The organism is Ancylobacter crimeensis, from assembly GCF_023016805.1.
Lineage (GTDB): Bacteria > Pseudomonadota > Alphaproteobacteria > Rhizobiales > Xanthobacteraceae > Ancylobacter > Ancylobacter crimeensis.
In genome coordinates this window covers 148,203-165,462 of sequence record NZ_JALKCH010000006.1, presented here as the reverse complement: position 1 = coordinate 165,462, position 17,260 = coordinate 148,203, and the positions used below count along the sequence as shown (strand labels likewise).

General features: G+C 68.7%; 15 protein-coding genes. 7 read left to right on the top strand and 8 right to left on the bottom strand.

Annotated features, from left to right (window positions below):
• Positions 1-8: 8 nt before the first annotated feature.
• From glpK to glpD, 8 genes are all read right to left on the bottom strand, one after another.
• On the bottom strand, positions 9-1,526 hold the full coding sequence (gene glpK / locus MWN34_RS10445) for a glycerol kinase GlpK (protein ID WP_247029030.1): 1,518 nt from the start codon (positions 1,524-1,526) through the stop codon (positions 9-11).
• Between the two features lie 134 nt (positions 1,527-1,660).
• Positions 1,661-3,418, bottom strand: a complete 1,758-nt coding sequence (locus tag MWN34_RS10440; RefSeq protein WP_247029028.1) for an ABC transporter substrate-binding protein — start codon at positions 3,416-3,418, stop codon at positions 1,661-1,663.
• Between the two features lie 81 nt (positions 3,419-3,499).
• Entirely contained in the window at positions 3,500-3,814 is a 315-nt protein-coding gene (locus MWN34_RS10435; RefSeq protein ID WP_247029026.1) for a DUF2160 domain-containing protein, read from the bottom strand.
• A gap of 12 nt (positions 3,815-3,826) precedes the next feature.
• Positions 3,827-4,636, bottom strand: a complete 810-nt coding sequence (locus MWN34_RS10430; RefSeq protein ID WP_247029024.1) for a carbohydrate ABC transporter permease — start codon at positions 4,634-4,636, stop codon at positions 3,827-3,829.
• Complete coding sequence (locus MWN34_RS10425) at positions 4,633-5,535, bottom strand: carbohydrate ABC transporter permease (RefSeq protein ID WP_247029022.1); 903 nt, start codon at positions 5,533-5,535, stop codon at positions 4,633-4,635. The genes MWN34_RS10430 and MWN34_RS10425 overlap by 4 nt, the downstream gene beginning before the upstream one ends.
• Positions 5,535-6,623 (bottom strand): ABC transporter ATP-binding protein, encoded by a 1,089-nt coding sequence (locus tag MWN34_RS10420; RefSeq protein WP_247029021.1) that lies wholly within the window; start codon positions 6,621-6,623, stop codon positions 5,535-5,537. The genes MWN34_RS10425 and MWN34_RS10420 overlap by 1 nt, the downstream gene beginning before the upstream one ends.
• An 85-nt stretch (positions 6,624-6,708) precedes the next feature.
• Entirely contained in the window at positions 6,709-7,818 is a 1,110-nt protein-coding gene (locus MWN34_RS10415) for an ABC transporter ATP-binding protein (RefSeq protein ID WP_247029020.1), read from the bottom strand.
• Positions 7,815-9,383, bottom strand: coding sequence for a glycerol-3-phosphate dehydrogenase (gene glpD / locus MWN34_RS10410; protein ID WP_247029377.1), 1,569 nt, complete (start codon positions 9,381-9,383; stop codon positions 7,815-7,817). The genes MWN34_RS10415 and glpD overlap by 4 nt, the downstream gene beginning before the upstream one ends.
• A 326-nt stretch (positions 9,384-9,709) precedes the next feature.
• On the opposite strand from glpD, the gene fgd reads away from it, so the two are divergent.
• From fgd to MWN34_RS10375, 7 genes are all read left to right on the top strand, one after another.
• On the top strand, positions 9,710-10,714 hold the full coding sequence (gene fgd / locus MWN34_RS10405; RefSeq protein ID WP_247029019.1) for a glucose-6-phosphate dehydrogenase (coenzyme-F420): 1,005 nt from the start codon (positions 9,710-9,712) through the stop codon (positions 10,712-10,714).
• Positions 10,715-10,751: 37 nt separating this feature from the next.
• Positions 10,752-11,522, top strand: coding sequence for a coenzyme F420-0:L-glutamate ligase (gene cofE, locus MWN34_RS10400; protein WP_247029018.1), 771 nt, complete (start codon positions 10,752-10,754; stop codon positions 11,520-11,522).
• Positions 11,519-12,478, top strand: a complete 960-nt coding sequence (gene cofD, locus MWN34_RS10395) for a 2-phospho-L-lactate transferase (protein WP_247029017.1) — start codon at positions 11,519-11,521, stop codon at positions 12,476-12,478. Before cofE ends, cofD begins: the two co-directional genes overlap by 4 nt.
• Positions 12,475-13,341 (top strand): 2-phospho-L-lactate guanylyltransferase, encoded by an 867-nt coding sequence (gene cofC, locus MWN34_RS10390; RefSeq protein ID WP_247029016.1) that lies wholly within the window; start codon positions 12,475-12,477, stop codon positions 13,339-13,341. Before cofD ends, cofC begins: the two co-directional genes overlap by 4 nt.
• A 172-nt stretch (positions 13,342-13,513) precedes the next feature.
• Entirely contained in the window at positions 13,514-14,608 is a 1,095-nt protein-coding gene (locus MWN34_RS10385; protein ID WP_247029015.1) for an ABC transporter ATP-binding protein, read from the top strand.
• Complete coding sequence (locus tag MWN34_RS10380) at positions 14,605-15,747, top strand: ABC transporter ATP-binding protein (RefSeq protein WP_247029014.1); 1,143 nt, start codon at positions 14,605-14,607, stop codon at positions 15,745-15,747. Before MWN34_RS10385 ends, MWN34_RS10380 begins: the two co-directional genes overlap by 4 nt.
• A gap of 42 nt (positions 15,748-15,789) precedes the next feature.
• Positions 15,790-17,199, top strand: coding sequence for an extracellular solute-binding protein (locus MWN34_RS10375; protein ID WP_247029012.1), 1,410 nt, complete (start codon positions 15,790-15,792; stop codon positions 17,197-17,199).
• The last annotated feature ends 61 nt before the right edge of the window (positions 17,200-17,260 follow it).

Sequence of the window (17,260 nt, the reverse complement as noted above, 5' to 3'; positions counted from 1 at the left end):
GTTTCCCGTCAGGGCATGGTCAGCCGGCGCACCGCATCGTGCCAGCCGGCGAGCTTGCGCGTGCGCTGGGCCGGTTCCATGGTCGGCACGAAGCGGCGGTCGAGCCGCCAGCCGTCGGCGAAGCGCGCGGGCGGGGGAAACAGTCCCGCCCGCAGCCCCGCCAGATAGGCGGCGCCGAGCGCCGTGGTCTCCTTCACCACCGGGCGATCGACCGGCGCGGCCAGCAGGTCGGACAGGCGCTGCATGGCAAGGCTCGACGCCACCATGCCGCCATCGACCCGCAGCACCATCTCGCCGGGTGCCGCCTCGCCGGGCGTAGCGTGCCGGGCATCGCGCCAGTCGGTCTGCATCGCGTCGATCAGGTCGGCGGTCTGGTAGCAGACGCTTTCCAGCGTCGCGAGCGCGATCTCGGCGCCGGTGGTGGCGCGGGTGAGCCCGAACAGGGCGCCGCGCACGTCCGGATTCCAGTGTGGCGCGCCCATGCCGACGAAGGCCGGCACCAGATAGATCTCCTGCGCCGGGTCCGCGGCCAGGGCCAGCTCCTCGCTCTCGGCCGAGGTACGGATGATGCCGAGTCCGTCGCGCAGCCACTGCACCGCGGCCCCGGCGACAAAGATCGAGCCTTCCAGCGCATAGGTCCTGACGCCGTCGAGCTGGTAGGCAATGGTCGAGAGCAGCTTGTTCTTCGAGGCGACGACCGTGGTGCCGGTGTTGAGTAGCGCGAAGCAGCCGGTGCCGTAGGTCGACTTGATCATACCCGGCTCGAAGCAGGCCTGTCCCACGGTTGCCGCCTGCTGGTCGCCGGCGATGCCGCAGATCGCGATCGGCCCGCCGAACAGCTCCGGCAGAGTGGTGCCGAAATCGGCGGAGGAATCCTTCACCTCCGGCAGCAGCGAGGCCGGCACGCGCAGCAAGGCGAGCAGCTCCGGGTCCCACGCCCCGGTATGGATGTTGAAGAGCAGCGTCCGGGCGGCATTGGTGGCGTCGGTGGCGTGCACCGCTCCGCCGGTGAGATGCCACAGCAGGAAGCTGTCCACCGTTCCGAAGGCCAGTTCGCCGCGCTCCGCCCGCGCCCGCGCGCCGGGCACGTTGTCGAGGATCCAGGCGATCTTGGTGCCGGAGAAATAGGGATCGAGGATGAGCCCGGTGCGGGCCGACACCTCGGGCTCATGGCCGTCCGCCTTCAGCGCGGCGCACAGCTCTGCGGTGCGGCGGTCCTGCCACACGATGGCACGGTGGATGGCGCGGCCAGTGGCGCGATCCCAGACCACGGTGGTTTCGCGCTGGTTGGTGATGCCGATCGCCGCGATGTCGGCGGCGCTCGCATGGGCGCGCGCCATCGCTTCCCGGCAGGTGTCCAGCGTGGTCTGCCAGAGATCGTCCGCCTCGTGCTCCACCCAGCCGGAGGCCGGGAAGTGCTGCGGAAATTCCTGCTGTGCGCTGGCCGCGACCGAGGTGTCCGGCCGGAACAGGATGGCGCGCGTCGAGGTGGTGCCCTGGTCGATGGCGAGGATGCAGGTCGTCATGCGGAATCCATCTGGCGAAACCCATCTGGCGGAGCCCGTCGCCGAAGCGAGGCGGCAAGGATGCACCGTCGGCCGGCATGGTTCGAGGCGGCCCCGGCCCGGCGGGGCCGCCTCCTGTCGATCAGCCTGTTCGATCAGTCCCGCTTGGGCGGGGTGGCCGGCCAGGACTTGATGAGGGTGTCGTAGTCGACCGTCTCGCCCTGCGGCTTCTCATTGGCGAGCTTGGGCTGAGGGGCGAGGTTGCCTTCCTTCTTGGCAAGATCGACCCAATACTCCATCGGGTGCTTCTCGTTCAGCTTGGGACCGCATTCACCCTGGACACCGGACTTCTCGAGGCGCGCCATCACCGATTCCTGCGCCGCCGCGAGCGCATCCATGGCTTCCTGCGGGCTCTTGGCGCCCGAGGAGGCATCGCCGATGTTCTGCCACCAGAGCTGCGCGAGTTTGGGATAGTCCGGCACGTTGACGCCGGTCGGGGTCCACTGCTTGCGGGCCGGCGAGCGGTAGAACTCGATCAGGCCGCCGAGCTTGGGCGCGCGTTCGGTGAAGCTCTTGTCCCAGATGTCGCTCTCGCGGATGAAGGTGAGGCCGACATGGCTCTTCTTCAGCGAGACGGTCTTGGAGGTCACGAACTGGGCGTACAGCCAGGCTGCCTTGCGGCGATCGACCGGGGTGGACTTCAGCAGCGTCCAGGATCCCACGTCCTGGTAGCCGAGCTTCATGCCGTCCTTCCAGTAGGCGCCCTTGGGCGAGGGGGCGACGCGCCATTTCGGCGTGCCGTCGGCATTCACCACCGGCAGGCCGGGCTTCACCATGTCGGCCGTGAAGGCGGTGTACCAGAACATCTGCTGGGCGATGTTGCCCTGCGCCGGCACCGGGCCGGCCTCGGAGAAGGTCATGCCGGCGGCCTGGGCGGGCGTGTACTTCTTCAGCCACTCCAGATACTTCACGATGGAGTAGACCGCGGCCGGGCCGTTGGTGTCGCCGCCGCGTTCCACGGTGGAGCCGACAGGGCGGCAGCCTTCCATGCGGATGCCCCATTCGTCGACCGGCTTGCCGTTGGGCAGGCCGCGGTCGCCCGAACCGGCCATGGAGAGCCACGCATCGGTGAAGCGCCAGCCGAGCGAGGGGTCCTTCTTGCCGTAGTCCATGTTGCCATAGACCCGGACGCCGTCGATCTCCTTCACCTCGTTGGTGAAGAACTCGGCGATGTCCTCATAGGCGGACCAGTTCACCGGAACGCCGAGCTCATAGCCATACTTGGCCTTGAACTTCGCCTTGTAGTCCGGGTTGGTGAACCAGTCGTAGCGGAACCAGTAGAGGTTGCCGAACTGCTGGTCGGGAAGCTGGTAGAGCTTGCCGTCCGGGGCCGTTGTGAAGCTGGTGCCGATGAAGTCCTTGATGTCGAGGGTGGGCGAGGTGACGTCCTTGCCGTCGCCGTCCATCCAGTCGCTCAGCGCGATGGCCTGATGATAGCGGAAATGGGTGCCGATCAGGTCGGAATCGTTGACCCAGCCGTCATAGATGTTCTTGCCGGACTGCATCTGGGTCTGGATCTTCTCCACCACGTCGCCTTCCTGCAGAAGGTCGTGGGTCACCTTGATGCCGGTGATCTCGGTGAAGGCCTTGGCCAGTACCTTCGATTCATACTCGTGGGTGGTCAGGGTCTCGGAGACGACATTGATCTCCATACCCTTGAACGGCTCGGCCGCCTTGATGAACCAGTCCAGTTCCTTGAGCTGCTCGTCCTTCGACAGTGTCGAGGGCTGGAATTCCTGGTCGATCCACTTCTTGGCGGCGGCCTCGTCGGCGCGCGCGGCCACACTCCCGGCGAGGAGCGCCATCGCGCTCGCCGCCAGCATCAGCCGCATCCTGCGGTTCATCTGGAGCATTCGGTCTTTCCTCCCAGTGGCCGGCCTCTCGCCGGCGTTTCTTTCAGGGGCTCCGCCGATTGGCGCCGGCGGGGTTCGGGGTCACACGAAGCGGAACACCGCCAGCGCGTAGACGAGGCAGATGGGCAGCGCGAAGGTCAGGTCACCGCGCAGATCGGCGCTGGCGAAGGCCATCCAGCCAAGGCAGATGAAGGCGCTACCGAGAAGGGTGATGAACAGGCGGTCGCCGCGCGTGGTCGGGATGCGCAGCACGCCCACCCGCTCGCGCTCCGGGAAGCGGACCGCGAGGACGGTGAAGATGGCGAGCAGCAGCGCGATGGTGGCGAAGAAGGCCGCGGTCTGCCAGGTCCACGCCATCCAGGCGAGGCTGTCGGGCAGAAGGCTGGTCTCGTCCATGACAGGGCCTCCTCAGACCCGCCCCAGGGCAAAGCCCTTGGCGATGTAGTTGCGCACGAACCAGATCACGAGCGCGCCGGGGATGATGGTCAGCACGCCGGCGGCGGCGAGCAGGCCCCAGTCCATGCCCGCCGCCGAGACGGTGCGGGTCATGATGGCGGCGATGGGCTTGGCGTTGGTGGCGGTGAGCGTGCGGGCGAGCAGCAGCTCCACCCAGGAGAACATGAAGCAGAAGAATGCCGCGACCCCGATGCCGCTGGCGATCAGCGGCATGTAGATCTTCACGAAGAAGCGCGGGAAGGAATAGCCGTCGATCGCCGCGGTCTCGTCGATTTCGCGCGGCACGCCGGACATGAAGCCCTCGAGGATCCACACCGCCAGCGGCACGTTGAAGAGGCAATGCGCCAGCGCCACCGCCCAGGGCGTGTCGAAAAGCCCGATCGCCGAATAGAGGTTGAAGAAGGGAAGCGCGAACACCGCCGGAGGCGCCATGCGGTTCGACAGCAGCCAGAAGAACAGGTGCTTGTCGCCGACGAAGCGGTAGCGGGAGAAGGCATAGGCCGCCGGCAGAGCAAGGCCGATCGAGATGATGGTGTTCAGCACCACATAGCTGAGCGAGTTGATGTAGCCGGAATACCAGCTCGAATCGGTGAAGATCTTTATGTAGTGCTCGAAGGTGATCGCCCGCGGCCAGAGTGTGACGCCGCTGGTGATCTCGTAATTGGTCTTGAGGCTCATGTTCACGAGCCAGTAGATCGGCAGCATGAGGAAGAGGAGGTAGAGCACCATCACCAGTGTGGCGCCGCGCGAGGAACGGTTCATTGCGCGATCTCCGTCTCGGCGCGGCCGGAGCCGGCGTGGGTCATCACGGTGTAGAAGACCCAGCACACGGCCAGCACGATGAGGTTGTAGACCAGCGACATGGCCGCGGCCTTGCCGAGGTCGAACTGGCCGAGCGCCAGCTTCACGAGGTCGATGGACAGGAAGGTGGTGGCGTTGCCGGGCCCGCCGCCGGTCAGCACGAAGGGCTCGGTGTAGATCATGAAGCTGTCCATGAAGCGCAGCAGCACGGCGATCAGCAGCACCCGCTTCATCTTGGGAAGCTGGATGGTGGTGAAGATCGCCCAGCGCGAGGCGCCGTCGATGCGGGCGGCCTGGTAATAGGCGTCGGGGATCGACTTCAGGCCGGCATAGCAGAGCAGCGCGACGAGGCTGGTCCAGTGCCACACATCCATCACCACGATGGTGATCCAGGCGTGCAGCGCATTGCCGGTGTAGTTGTAGTCGAGCCCCAGCGCGCTCGCGACCCAGCCGAGCAGCCCGATGTCGGTGCGGGCGAAGACCTGCCAGATGGTGCCGACCACGTTCCATGGGATGAGCAGCGGCAGCGCCATCAGCACCAGCGTGGCGGCGACCTTCCAGCCGTCGCGGGGCATGGAGAGCGCGACGAGGATGCCGAGCGGCACCTCGATGGCGAGGATGATCGCGGAGAACAGCAGATTGCGCCACAGCGCCGCGAAGAAGCGGCCGCCGAGATCGGTGGAGGGGTCGAGCAGCTCGCCGAACCAGCCGAGGCCGTTCCAGAAGAACTGGTTGTTGCCGAAGGTGTCCTGCACCGAATAGTTCACCACCGTCATCAGCGGCACCACGGCCGAGAAGGCGACGACGAAGAAGACCGGGGCAACCAGCCACCAGGCACGATTGTTGAGGGTCTTTTCCATCAGCGGATGGCCTCGCCGGTCACGAGATGGCTGTCGGCATAGATGTGGATCTGGCGCGGATCGAAGCGGATGCCGGCCTCGGAGCCGTCGAGCCGCACCTCGCCCGGCACCATGGCGGCGAAGGGGCGGCCGGCGATCTCGGCGCGGGCGATGCGGGCGCGGCCGATGTCGTCGATGCGATTCAGCTTCGCCGGCACACCGTCGCCCGGCGCCGCCAGGGTGGCGAATTCCGGGCGTATGCCGAGCTCGATCCGGGCGCCCGCGGGCAGGTGCGGATAGGCGTGGGCCAGCGCCAGCGTGGTGTCGCCGATCCGCGCGGTCGATCCCTCGACCGTGGCGGGCAGCACGTTCATGCCCGGCGAGCCGATGAAATGCCCGACGAAGGTGTGGGCGGGCCGCTCGAAGAGTTCTTCCGGCGTGCCGGTCTGCACCACGGCGCCGTCATGCATGACCACCACCTTGTCGGCGAAGGTCAGCGCCTCGGTCTGGTCGTGGGTCACGTAGATCATGGTGAGGTCGAGCGCGCGATGGATCTCCTTCAGCATCGAGCGCAGCTGCCATTTCAGGTGCGGGTCGATCACCGTCAGCGGCTCGTCGAACAGGATGGCGGCGACGTCCGGGCGCACCAGCCCGCGGCCGAGTGAGATCTTCTGCTTGGCGTCGGCGGTGAGGTTCGAGGCCTTCCGGTCGAGGCTGGCGGACAGGCCGAGCCGGTCGGCGATCTCCTCGACGCGGGCGCGGATGCGTTCGGCCGGCACGCCGCGGTTCTTCAGCGGGAAGGCGAGATTCTGGCGCACCGTCATGGTGTCGTAGACGACCGGAAACTGGAACACCTGCGCGATGTTGCGGGCCTCGGTCGGCAGCCGCGTCACGTCCCGCCCGTCGAACAGGATGCGCCCGCGGGTCGGGATCACGAGGCCGGAGATGATGTTGAGCAGCGTGGTCTTGCCGCAGCCCGAGGGTCCGAGCAGCGCATAGGCGCCGCCCTGCTGCCAGACATGGTTGATCTCCTTCAGCGCATAGTCCTTCGGGCCCTGCGGATCGGGCCGGTAGGCATGGGCGAGGCCGTCGAGCGTGATGCTGGCCATGGGCGTTCCTCGGGCGGTTCGGCGGGTCGGGTGCCCGGTGGTCCGGGGTCGTCTTGTCGTTGGCGGCGGCCGAAAGGCCCGCGCGTCAGGCGGCCTGTTCGAGCTGCCGGCCGGTGCGCCGGCCTTGCGTGTCGAACAGCAGGATGTGCAGCGGGTCGATGTGCACCGCGACCGCCGCGCCCGGCTCCAGACGGCGCACGCCGGGCAGCAGCGCGGTCAGGCGGCGGCTTCCGGCCCCGGTCGCGACATCCACATGGACGAAGCTTTCCGAGCCGGTGATCTCGGAGACCGAGACCTCGGCATCGAGGCTCAGCGCCCCGGCGGGTGCCGGCGTGCCGGGGGTGGCGAGTTCGAGGTGGTGGGCCCGGACGCCGAGCGTATAGGTGCCGTCCGGCACGCTGGCGAAGACACCCGTCGCGGGAACGGGCGCCGCGCCGGAGAGACGCACCCGCCCGTCCGCCTTCACGATCTCCAGCGTGTTGATCGGCGGGTCGGAGAACACCCTGGCGGTGTCGAGGTCGACCGGATGGCGGTAGACCTGCGGCGTCGGGCCGAACTGGGTGAGCGCGCCCTCGCGCAGCGTCGCGGTGTCGCCGCCCAGCAGCAGCGCCTCGGTCGGCTCCGTCGTCGCATAGACGAAGATGGCACCGGTGGAGGCGAAGATGCGGGGCAGTTCCTCGCGCAGTTCCTCGCGCAGCTTGTAGTCGAGATTGGCGAGCGGCTCGTCGAGCAGAACGAGGTCGGCCCGCTTCACCAGCGCGCGGGCGATGGCACAGCGCTGCTGCTGGCCGCCCGACATCTCCAGCGGCCGGCGGTCGAGATAGGGATCGAGGCGCAGCAGCCGCGCCGCCTCGCGCACCCGGGCATCGATCTCGGCTCGCGGCAGTTTCTGGATGCGCAGCGGCGAAGCGATGTTCTCATACACGCTGAGCGCCGGATAATTGATGAACTGCTGGTAGACCATGGCCACCGAGCGGTGCTTCACCGGGAGGCCGGTGACATCCTTGCCGTCGGCGATGATGCGGCCGGAGGTGGGGGCGTCCAGCCCGGCCATGAGGCGCATCAGCGAGGTCTTGCCGGCCAGCGTCGCGCCGAGCAGCACGTTGAGGCTGCCGCGGGCGAGCTCCAGCGAGATGTCGCGAATGTGGGTCTGCCCGGCGACATCGCGGCGGACCTGTTCGAGAACGAGGCTCATCGCACTCCTCCCGCGGTTCGAAGCCGCGCGGTACCGCCGGCAAGGGTCTGGCGGACATAGTCCTCCAGCGCGATCGCCTGTTCGGCGGTGAGCCGCAGGCCGAGCTTGGAGCGTCGCCACAATATGTCGGCAGCGTTCCGGGCCCATTCCTCGCGGATGAGGTAGAGGACCTCGGCCTCGGTCAGGTCGGTGCCGAAGCTGCGCCCGAGATCGGCCGGTCCGCGGGCGCCGTCCAGCAGGCGCAGCGCGCGGGTGCCATAGGCGCGCACCAGCCGGCGGGTCAGTTTCGCATCCAGCCACGGATGGGCGCGCTGCACCTGACCGATCACCCGGCCGACGTCCCGCACGTCGAAATCCCCGCCCGGCAAGGGCTGGGCGCCGGTCCAGGACGGCTTGTCGCCGCCCGGCAGATGAGCCTTCAGCTTTTGGATGGCGTGCTCGGCGAGCCGGCGATAGGTCGTGATCTTGCCGCCGAACACCGAGAGCATCGGCGGCTGGCCGGCGGTCTCGTCGAGCTCCAGCACATAATCGCGCGTCGCCTCCTGCGCCTTGGAGGCGCCGTCGTCATAGAGCGGGCGCACGCCGGAATAGGTCCACACCACGTCGGCAGGCGTCACCGGCTTGCGGAAATATTCGCTGGCCGCGGCGCAGAGATAGGCGATCTCCTCGCTGCTCGCCTTCACCTCGTGGGGGGCACCGGTGTAGTCGCGGTCGGTGGTGCCGATCAGGGTGAAATCGCCTTCATAGGGCACCGAGAAGATGATGCGCCCGTCGGCGTTCTGGAAGATGTAGGCGCGGTCGTGCTCATAGAGCCGCGGCACCACGATGTGGCTGCCTTGCACGAGCCGCACCGAGGCCGGGGCGTTGGCGCGCACCACCTTCGCCAGAACCTCGTGTACCCACGGGCCGGCGGCGTTGACGAGGACGCGGGCAGAAACCTCCGAGCGGGTGCCGTCGATCCCGTCCTCGACGCCGAGGCGCCAGTGGGCGGGGGTCTCGCCCTCGGCCTCGTGGCGCTCGGCCGAGACCACCCGGGTGCGGGAGCGGATGTCGGCGCCGCGCTCGGCGGCATCGAGTGCGTTGAGGACGACGAGCCGGCTATCCTCCACCCAGCAGTCGGAATATTCGAAGGCGCGGGAATAGTCGGTGCGCAGCGGAGCGCCGGCGGGATCGCGCTTCAGGTCCAGCGTGCGGGTGGGCGGCAGCAGCTTGCGCCCGCCCAGATGGTCGTAGAGGAACAGCCCCAGCCGCAGCAGCCAGGCCGGCCGCAGCCCTGCATGGTGGGGCAGGATGAAGCGCAGCGGCCAGATGATGTGCGGGGCGATGGACCACAGCACCTCCCGCTCCAGCAGCGCCTCGCGCACCAGCCGAAACTCGTAGTGCTCCAGATAGCGCAGGCCGCCATGGATCAGCTTGGTGGAGGCGGAGGAGGTGGCGCCTGCAAGGTCGCCCTGCTCCAGCAGAACGACCGAAGCGCCGCGGCCTGCGGCGTCGCGGGCGATGCCGCAGCCATTCACGCCGCCGCCGATGATGGCGAGGTCATAGAACGGATCGAGCGTTCTCAGCGTCACGCGTCCTCTCCCGGCACGCCGTCCCTTAAAATGGGAGGCTTTCGTTTTATGTTCGAATTAAAGCCTAAAACGACATAATCGCGCTTGCAAGAGGTTCGAACGAAAGTTTTTCGGTTTCGAATAGATGCAGTGCGGCAGAAAAATGGCACATGTGGCCGCTCTGCCGACCCGGCTCCTCATTGCCTTCGTCCCGGCACGGGGGACCGGAGCGATATCTTTTGTAAAAGCCTGATATAAAAATAAAAATTCAATGATTGTGCTATATATGCAGATCATTCTATCCTGCGCGCCACAGCGGCCGCTGGTGGAGGGAGGATCGTGTGCTCAGGCTCGGTTACAAAGCATCTGCGGAACAGTTCGACGCCCGGACCCTGCTCGATTTCGCAGTTGCGGCGGAACGCGCCGGCTTCGATTCGGTGTTTGTCAGCGATCATTTCCAGCCCTGGAGGCACACCGGGGGGCACGCGCCTTCCGCCATCGCCTGGCTGGGCGCGGTGGGAGCCGCGACTTCGCGGATCGTGATGGGCACCAGCGTCCTGACACCCACCTTCCGTCATCATCCCTCCATGGTGGCGCAGGCCTTCGGCACGCTCGGCCAGATGTTCCCGGGCCGGATCATCCTCGGCGTCGGCACCGGCGAATCGCTGAACGAGGTGCCGGCGACCGGCGCCGCATGGCCGGAGATGAAGGAGCGTTCGGCCCGGCTGCGCGAGGCGGTGCGCCTCATCCGCCAGCTCTGGAGCGAGGAGCGCGTGACCTTCGAGGGCGACTATTACCGCACCGAGCGCGCCACCATCTATGACCGACCCGAACAGCCGGTGCCGATCTACATAGCCGGCGCAGGACCGATGATCGCCAAATATGCCGGTCGCGCCGGCGACGGTTTCATCTGCACTTCCGGCAAGGGCTGGGAACTGTATCGCGACACGCTCCTGCCCAACGTCGCGGAGGGCCTCGCCGCCGCGGGGCGGGATCCGGCGGGTTACGACCGGATGATCGAGATGAAGGTCTCCTTCGATCCCGACCCTGCCCGCGCCCGCGACGACACGCGGCTGTGGGCGGCGCTTGCGCTCTCGCCCGAGGAGAAGATGAGCGTGGAGGATCCGCTGGAAATGGAGCGTCTCGCCGACGCCCTGCCGGCCGAGCGGACGGCGAAGCGCTGGATCGTCTCGTCCGACCCAGACGAGCATGTCGCGCGCATCGGCGACTACATCGCGCTGGGCTTCCGGCATCTGGTGTTCCATGCTCCCGGCACCGACCAGGAGCGATTCCTGAAGCTCTATTCCACCGAGATCCTGCCGCGCCTGCGAGCCCTTCACGGCTGAGCGGCGCCGGCGCCCGATGAGGCCTCCAGACCCCGCGATGCAGCCGTCCGCCTCCCTCGAACTCCTCGCCCTGCCGGATGTGCCGCTCGTCGGGCCGGGCCAGGATCTCGCCGCATTGGTGCTGGACGGGCTGGCGCGCGCCGGGCGCAGCCTCGCGCCGGACGATGTGCTGGTGCTGGCGCAGAAGATCGTCTCCAAGGCCGAGGGCCGGCTGGTCGATCTTGAAACGGTCGTGCCCTCCGCGCCCGCTTTGGAACTTGCCGCCACCGTGCGCAAGGACCCGCGCTTCGTCGAACTGGTGCTGTCCGAAAGCACGCGGGTGGTGCGGGCCAGGGCGGGCGTGCTCATCGTCGAGCACCGGCTCGGCTTCGTCATGGCCAATGCCGGCATCGACCGCTCCAATGTCGCGGCCGGGGAACGGGAGCATGCGCTGCTGCTGCCGCTGGACCCGGACGCCAGCGCGGCGCGGCTGCGGGACGACCTCTCCGCCCGCACCGGCATCGCGCCCGGCATCGTCATCAATGACAGTTTCGGCCGGGCGTGGCGGCAGGGCACCATGGGCATCGCGCTCGGCGTCGCCGGGCTGCCGGCGCTGGTGGACCAGCGAGGCGAGAGCGACCTCTTCGGCCGCACGCTGGAGGTCACGGTCATCGGCTTCGCCGACGAGATCGCCTCCGCCGCCTCGCTGCTGATGGGACAGGCCGGCGAGGGGCGGCCGATCGTGCTGGTGCGCGGCCTCGCATCGCGCTATCCCCATGGCTGCGCGGGTGATTTGGTTCGGCCTGCGGGCGAGGACCTGTTTCGATGAGCGCGGATGCGCAGCTTCTGGCCCTGTCGGGCGGCATAGGCGGGGCAAAGCTCGCCCTCGGGCTCGACCGGGTGCTGCCGGCCGGCCGGCTCACGGTGCTGGCCAATACCGGCGACGATTTCGTCCATCTCGGCCTTCACGTCTCGCCGGACATCGACACCCTGCTCTATACGCTGGCCGGCCTCGACGACCCGGTGCGCGGCTGGGGCCGCAAGGATGAGACCTGGACCTTCATGGCGGCGCTGAAGGCGCTGGGCGGGGAGGACTGGTTCCTGCTCGGCGACGGCGACCTCGCCACCCATGTCGAACGCAGCCGGCTGCTGGCGGCGGGCGAGACGCTGTCCGCGGTGACGGAGCGCCTGCGCAGCCGTCTCGGCATCGGCTCGGCCGTCCTGCCGATGAGCGATGATCCCGTGCGTACGCGGGTGAAGACGAAAAGCGAGGGCTGGCTCGACTTCCAGCCCTATTTCGTCGGCCGGCGCTGCGAGCCGGAAGTGGAGGCGCTGGCCTTCGACGGGGCGGAGGACGCGCGCTTGGCGCCCGGGGTCGCGGCGGCGCTCGATGATCCGGCGCTGGCGGCCATCATCATCTGCCCGTCCAATCCCTATCTGTCGATCGACCCGATCCTCGCCGTGCCGGGCATGCGCGCGTCGCTGGAGAATCGCCGGGTGCCGGTGCTGGCGGTCTCCCCGATCATCGCCGGGCAGGCGGTGAAGGGACCGACCGCCAAGATGATGCGCGAGCTGGGGCTGGAGCCTTCGGCCGCCACGGTGGCGCGGCATTATGAGGGGCTGGTCGACATATTGGTCGTCGACGAAGCCGATGAAGGGCTCGCCGTGCCCGCCGGCATGCGCGCGGTGGCGGCGCCCACATGGATGCGCACGCTGGAGGACCGGACGCGCCTCGCCCGCCGAGTTCTCGAGGCGCTGGGATGGCAGGCGGGGGCAGCTTCATGAGTGACGGGAATGCGGGCCTCGCCGGGGGCCTTTGCGCGGTGGTGCCGGTCAAGGCCTTCGATGCCGCCAAGAGCCGGCTGGCCGAGGCCCTGCCGCTCGCCGCGCGCCCCGGCCTTGCGAGCGCCATGCTGGAGGATGTGCTCGCCGCGCTCGCGGCCGCTGCCGTGCTCCGTCCGGAACGGCTGGTTGCGATAAGGGTCGTGACCTCGGAACCCGGCGCGGCGGCGATCGCGGCCCGCCACGGCGCGGTGGTGGAGCCGGAAGCGGCTCCCCCGGCCGGCGGGCAGGGCCCGGAAGCCGGGCTCAACGCGGCGGTGGATGGCGCGGCGCGGCGCCTTGCCGCACAGGGGACGGAGGGCATGCTGGTGCTGCCGGCCGACCTGCCCTGCATCACCGCGGCCGAGATCGTCGGGCTGATCGATGCCCATGGTGCGGGCACGCCCGGCCGCAGCCCGGCGGTGACGCTGGCCCCGGCGCGGGCGGGCGGGGGCACCAATGCGCTGCTGGCGAGCCCGCCGGCGTTGCTGCCGGCGGCCTATGGGCCGGGCAGCCTCGCCCGCCATTCCGCCTCCGCCTCGGCTCGCGGGGTGCGCCCGCGCATCCATGGCTCGCGCGGCATCGCGCTCGACATCGACACGCCGGACGACCTCGCGGCGCTGGCCGGGATGCAGCCCGGCCCCTGCACGGCGCGCCTGCTGGCCGGCGAGCCGGCGCTTGCCGCCGATCCGGTGCCGGACGCGGAGGCGGCGCGGCGCGCTGAGGCGCAGGCCGCGGCGCAGGAACAGGCCGCGGCGGCCAAGGAGCGGCTCGGGGCCCTCTGGTCCATGCTGCGCACCGCGGTGCCGGGGTCCGGCCGGAGCTGACGCCGGTCCGCCGCCGCAGCATAGATTCGAGGCAGTCCGGCGCATTTGCAGGCAGCGGGGAGCGATCGTCGGTCCTTACGCTGCGTCCATTCATAAGTGTCTATAGACCAGCACACTTTGGCACAGAACTTGGATAATCCATCGACATAGCGCCGGAGCCCCGGAGAGCCCTATGTCGTCGATCGCCTTCCAGTCGGTTTTCAAGCGTTATGGCGCGGTGGATGCGGTGAAGCATCTCGATCTCGCCTGCGCGGCGGGGGAGATGCTGGCCCTGCTCGGCCCGTCGGGCTGCGGGAAGAGCACCACGCTGAAGATGGCGGCGGGCATCGAGCAGGTGTCGTCCGGCGAGATCTGGTTCGGCGAGCGTCCGGTCTCGCGCCTCGCCCCCGGCGCCCGCAACATCGCGATGGTGTTCGAGGATTACGCCCTCTACCCGCAGATGACGGTGTGGGAGAACGTCGCCTTTCCTCTCAAGGTGCGCGGCATGGCCGGGCAGCCGGCGGCGGCGCGGGTCGGGGAGGTGCTGCAGCTTCTCGGCCTCCGGCAGATGGCCGACCAGTCGGTGCGCGGCCTCTCCGGCGGGGCGATGCAGCGCGTCTCGATCGGCCGGGCGCTGGTGCGCGACCCGGAAGTGATCCTGTTCGACGAGCCGCTCTCCCATCTCGATGCCGACCAGAAGGTGCAGCTGCGTGCCGAGATCAAGCGGCTGCAGAAGCTGAGGCAGGTCACCTCCATCCTCGTCACCCACGACCAGACCGAAGCGATCGCCATGGCCGACCGGGTGGCGGTGATGAATCACGGCGTGCTGCAGCAGGTGGGCGCGCCGCAGGACCTTTATGAGCGCCCGGCCAACCTGTTCGTCGCCAATTTCATCGGCGAGCCGCCAATGAACCTGATGAAGGCGGCGTGGGACGGTCCCCGCGTGGTCGGCGAGGGCTGGGCCGTCACGCTGCCGGCGGCGCGGCGGGCGAAACTCTCCGACGGTGCCATCGTCGCCGGCATAAGACCCGAGCATGTGCGCCTGCTTCCTCCCGGCACGGCCGGCGATGCGCAGGGGGTCGTCTCCTATCGCGAGCCGCGCGGCGATGCCGACGTGCTGACCGTGGTGCTGGACGATGCCGGCGGAGTGAAGGGCGGGCGGATGGTGGCGGAAATCCCCGGTCCCGCCGCCTTCAGGGCCGGCGACCGGGTGAGCGTCGGGCTCGATGTCGGCCGGCTGCTGGTGTTCGACGCCGCCAGCCAGACCAATCTGGAGGCTGCATCGTGACCGCTGCCCATTCCGGTCTCATCGCGCGCGGCCTTGCCAAGAGCTTCGCCGTCGGGGGGGCCGCCCGCGAAGTGCTGACCGATATCGGCCTTGACGTGTCTCCCGGCGAAGTGCTGGCGCTCACCGGGCCTTCGGGCGCCGGCAAGACCACGCTGTGCCGGCTCCTGGCCGGGCTGGAGCGGCCGGACGCGGGATCGGTCGCGCTCGGCGGCAGGACGCTCGACGCCTTCGCACCGGGCCAGCGCCGGGTGGCGCTGATGTTCGAGAGCTACGCGCTCTATCCCCACCTCACCGTCCGCGGCAACGCGCTCTCTCCCCTTCAGGCGCCGGGTGGCCGCTTGCCGGCGGCGGAGGCGGAAAAGCGCGTCGACGAGGTGCTGGAGCTTCTGGAGATGGCCCATCTCGCGGCGCGCCTGCCGGGCGCGCTGTCGGGCGGCCAGAAGCAGCGCGTGGCGCTGGCGCGCCTGCTGGTGCAGTCGCCCGCACTCTATCTGCTGGACGAGCCGATTTCCCATCTCGACGCCAAGCTCCGCTACAAGCTGCGCGGGGAAATCCGCCGCCGCCTCGCCGCCGGGACGGTGCCCACGATCTGGTCGACCCCGGACGGCATGGAGGCGCTGTCGGTCGGCGACCGGGTGGCGGTGATCGCGGAGGGGCGGATCGAGCAGGTCGGCACGCCGGAGGACATCTGGCTGCGCCCGGCGACGACGCGGGTGGCGAAGCTGATCGGCGACCCGCCGATGAACCTCATTGAGGGCGAGCTCCTGCGCGAGGGCGGTGCGCTGTTCTTCATGCGCCGCGAGTTGCGGGTGCCGCTGGCGGGTGCGCTGGCGGCCGCCGCCGGCGAGGCGACGACACCGGCGGTGACGCTCGGCGTGCGCCCCGACGCAATGGGCTTCGCCGCGCCCGAGGTACCCGGCGCGGTGCAGGCCGAGATCTATTCCAACGAACCCTTCGGAAAGCACGCCATCGTCACCGCCGATCTCGGCGGGCTGCTCGCCAAGGTGAAGACCTCCATGGCCATCTCGCAGCGCTTCGGCGCCGATGGCGGCATCGGCCGGGCTGCCGGCCTTACACTTCCCGTCGGAGGGATGGTCCTCTTCGACGGCGCGAGCGGCCGGGCGCTTCCCGGCAACTGACGACGGACACAAGCCGCTAGGGCATCACAGAGGGACAGTGCGATGACGCGTAAGATCTGGTGTTTCGCCGCCGCCTTGGCGGCAACGACCGTGCTGGCGCCGCCCCTGCGGCCCGCGCTCGCGGACGAGGCCGCCTTCTATGCCAAGGCCGCCGCGCCCTACAAGGGCACCACCATCCGGGTGCTGGACGAGATCACCCCGCTGCAGGAGACGCTCTCCAAGATCGTGCCGGACTTCGAGAAGGAGACCGGGATCAAGGTCGAGTGGGAGCTGCTCAACCATTTCGAGGTGATCAACAAGGGCCAGGCCGACATGCTGTCGGGCCGCGGCCATTACGACGCGATCATGCTGCACGGCTCGCAGCTCGGCCCGATGCTCTCCGCCGGCGTCATCCTGCCGCTCGACGGCTTCGTCGCCGATCCCAAGCTGATGGACCCCGGCCTCAACGCCGCCGATTTCATCGCCGCGCCCTACAAGACCACCGCCTTCTATGATGGCAAGCAGTACGGCTTCATCAACTGGAACTACAACCACGTCTACTGGGCGCGCGCCGACCTTCTGAACGACCCGACCGAAAAGGCGGCGTTCAAGGCGAAGTACGGCTATGACCTCGCCCCGGCCAAGACCATCGAGCAGATGCGCGACATCGCCCAGTTCTTCACCCGCAAGAAGGGCGAGATGCTGGCCGGCAAGCCGCTGGAGAGCGATTTCTACGGAATCGTGCTGGAAGGCATCAAGGGCGGCTCGACCTTCTCGAACCTCTGGGTGAACTTCATCGAGAACTATGGCGGCGACGTTCTGGACAAGGACGGCAAGCCGACCTTCGACACCCCGCAGGTCGTGGCCGCGCTGAAGATGTGGCGCGAATTGTGGACCTATGCCCCGCCCGGCATCGCCGAATATTCGCTGGTGGACGTGCCGACCGTGATGGGCAACGGCATCGCCGCCCAGTCGCTGGCGTGGTCCGACTTCGTGCTGGGCATCGACAAGCCGGGCGTGTCTCCTTATGCGGGCAAGTTCGTCTACGGCCCGGTTCCGGCCAAGGCCGGCAACGAGGCGCACCGCCATGCCGACGCCGAGCCCTCGGTCACCGTCATCAACGCCGCCAGCAAGCAGCCGCAGGCGACCTTCCTGTTCCTGCAATGGCTCGCCGACAAGCGCCAGCAGGACAAGCTGATCGAGATGGGCCAGGGCGGCGTGCCGATCCGCGAGAGCTCGTGGGCGCTTCCCGCCATCAAGGACAGCACCAACCCGACCCTGTTCGCGGCGATGAAGTCCTCGCTCGACGTCGCGGTGGCGCGCCCGAAGATGGAGAAGTACCCGGAGATGTTCGACGCCATGAGCGGCATCGCCCAGCAGGTCGGCCTCGGCAAGATGACGCCCGAGGAAGGCGCCAAAGAGGGCCAGGCGACGCTCCTGAAGCTGTGCGGCGGCAAATCCTGCACGTTGTGATCGGCATCCGGTGACGGGCTGAATCCAAACCCGCGACGCCGCTCCCCGCACGCGGGGGGCG

What these genes read in the sequence shown, in the direction of transcription:
- MWN34_RS10430 (WP_247029024.1), bottom strand. Translation starts at nt 4,636, where the DNA reads ATGAACCGTTCCTCGCGCGGCGCCACACTGGTGATGGTGCTCTACCTC.
- MWN34_RS10435 (WP_247029026.1), bottom strand. Translation starts at nt 3,814, where the DNA reads ATGGACGAGACCAGCCTTCTGCCCGACAGCCTCGCCTGGATGGCGTGG.
- MWN34_RS10440 (WP_247029028.1), bottom strand. Translation starts at nt 3,418, where the DNA reads ATGCTCCAGATGAACCGCAGGATGCGGCTGATGCTGGCGGCGAGCGCG.
- MWN34_RS10425 (WP_247029022.1), bottom strand. Translation starts at nt 5,535, where the DNA reads ATGGAAAAGACCCTCAACAATCGTGCCTGGTGGCTGGTTGCCCCGGTC.
- MWN34_RS10385 (WP_247029015.1), top strand. Translation starts at nt 13,514, where the DNA reads ATGTCGTCGATCGCCTTCCAGTCGGTTTTCAAGCGTTATGGCGCGGTG.
- cofC (WP_247029016.1), top strand. Translation starts at nt 12,475, where the DNA reads ATGAGTGACGGGAATGCGGGCCTCGCCGGGGGCCTTTGCGCGGTGGTG.
- MWN34_RS10415 (WP_247029020.1), bottom strand. Translation starts at nt 7,818, where the DNA reads ATGAGCCTCGTTCTCGAACAGGTCCGCCGCGATGTCGCCGGGCAGACC.
- MWN34_RS10420 (WP_247029021.1), bottom strand. Translation starts at nt 6,623, where the DNA reads ATGGCCAGCATCACGCTCGACGGCCTCGCCCATGCCTACCGGCCCGAT.
- glpK (WP_247029030.1), bottom strand. Translation starts at nt 1,526, where the DNA reads ATGACGACCTGCATCCTCGCCATCGACCAGGGCACCACCTCGACGCGC.
- cofE (WP_247029018.1), top strand. Translation starts at nt 10,752, where the DNA reads ATGCAGCCGTCCGCCTCCCTCGAACTCCTCGCCCTGCCGGATGTGCCG.
- cofD (WP_247029017.1), top strand. Translation starts at nt 11,519, where the DNA reads ATGAGCGCGGATGCGCAGCTTCTGGCCCTGTCGGGCGGCATAGGCGGG.
- MWN34_RS10375 (WP_247029012.1), top strand. Translation starts at nt 15,790, where the DNA reads ATGACGCGTAAGATCTGGTGTTTCGCCGCCGCCTTGGCGGCAACGACC.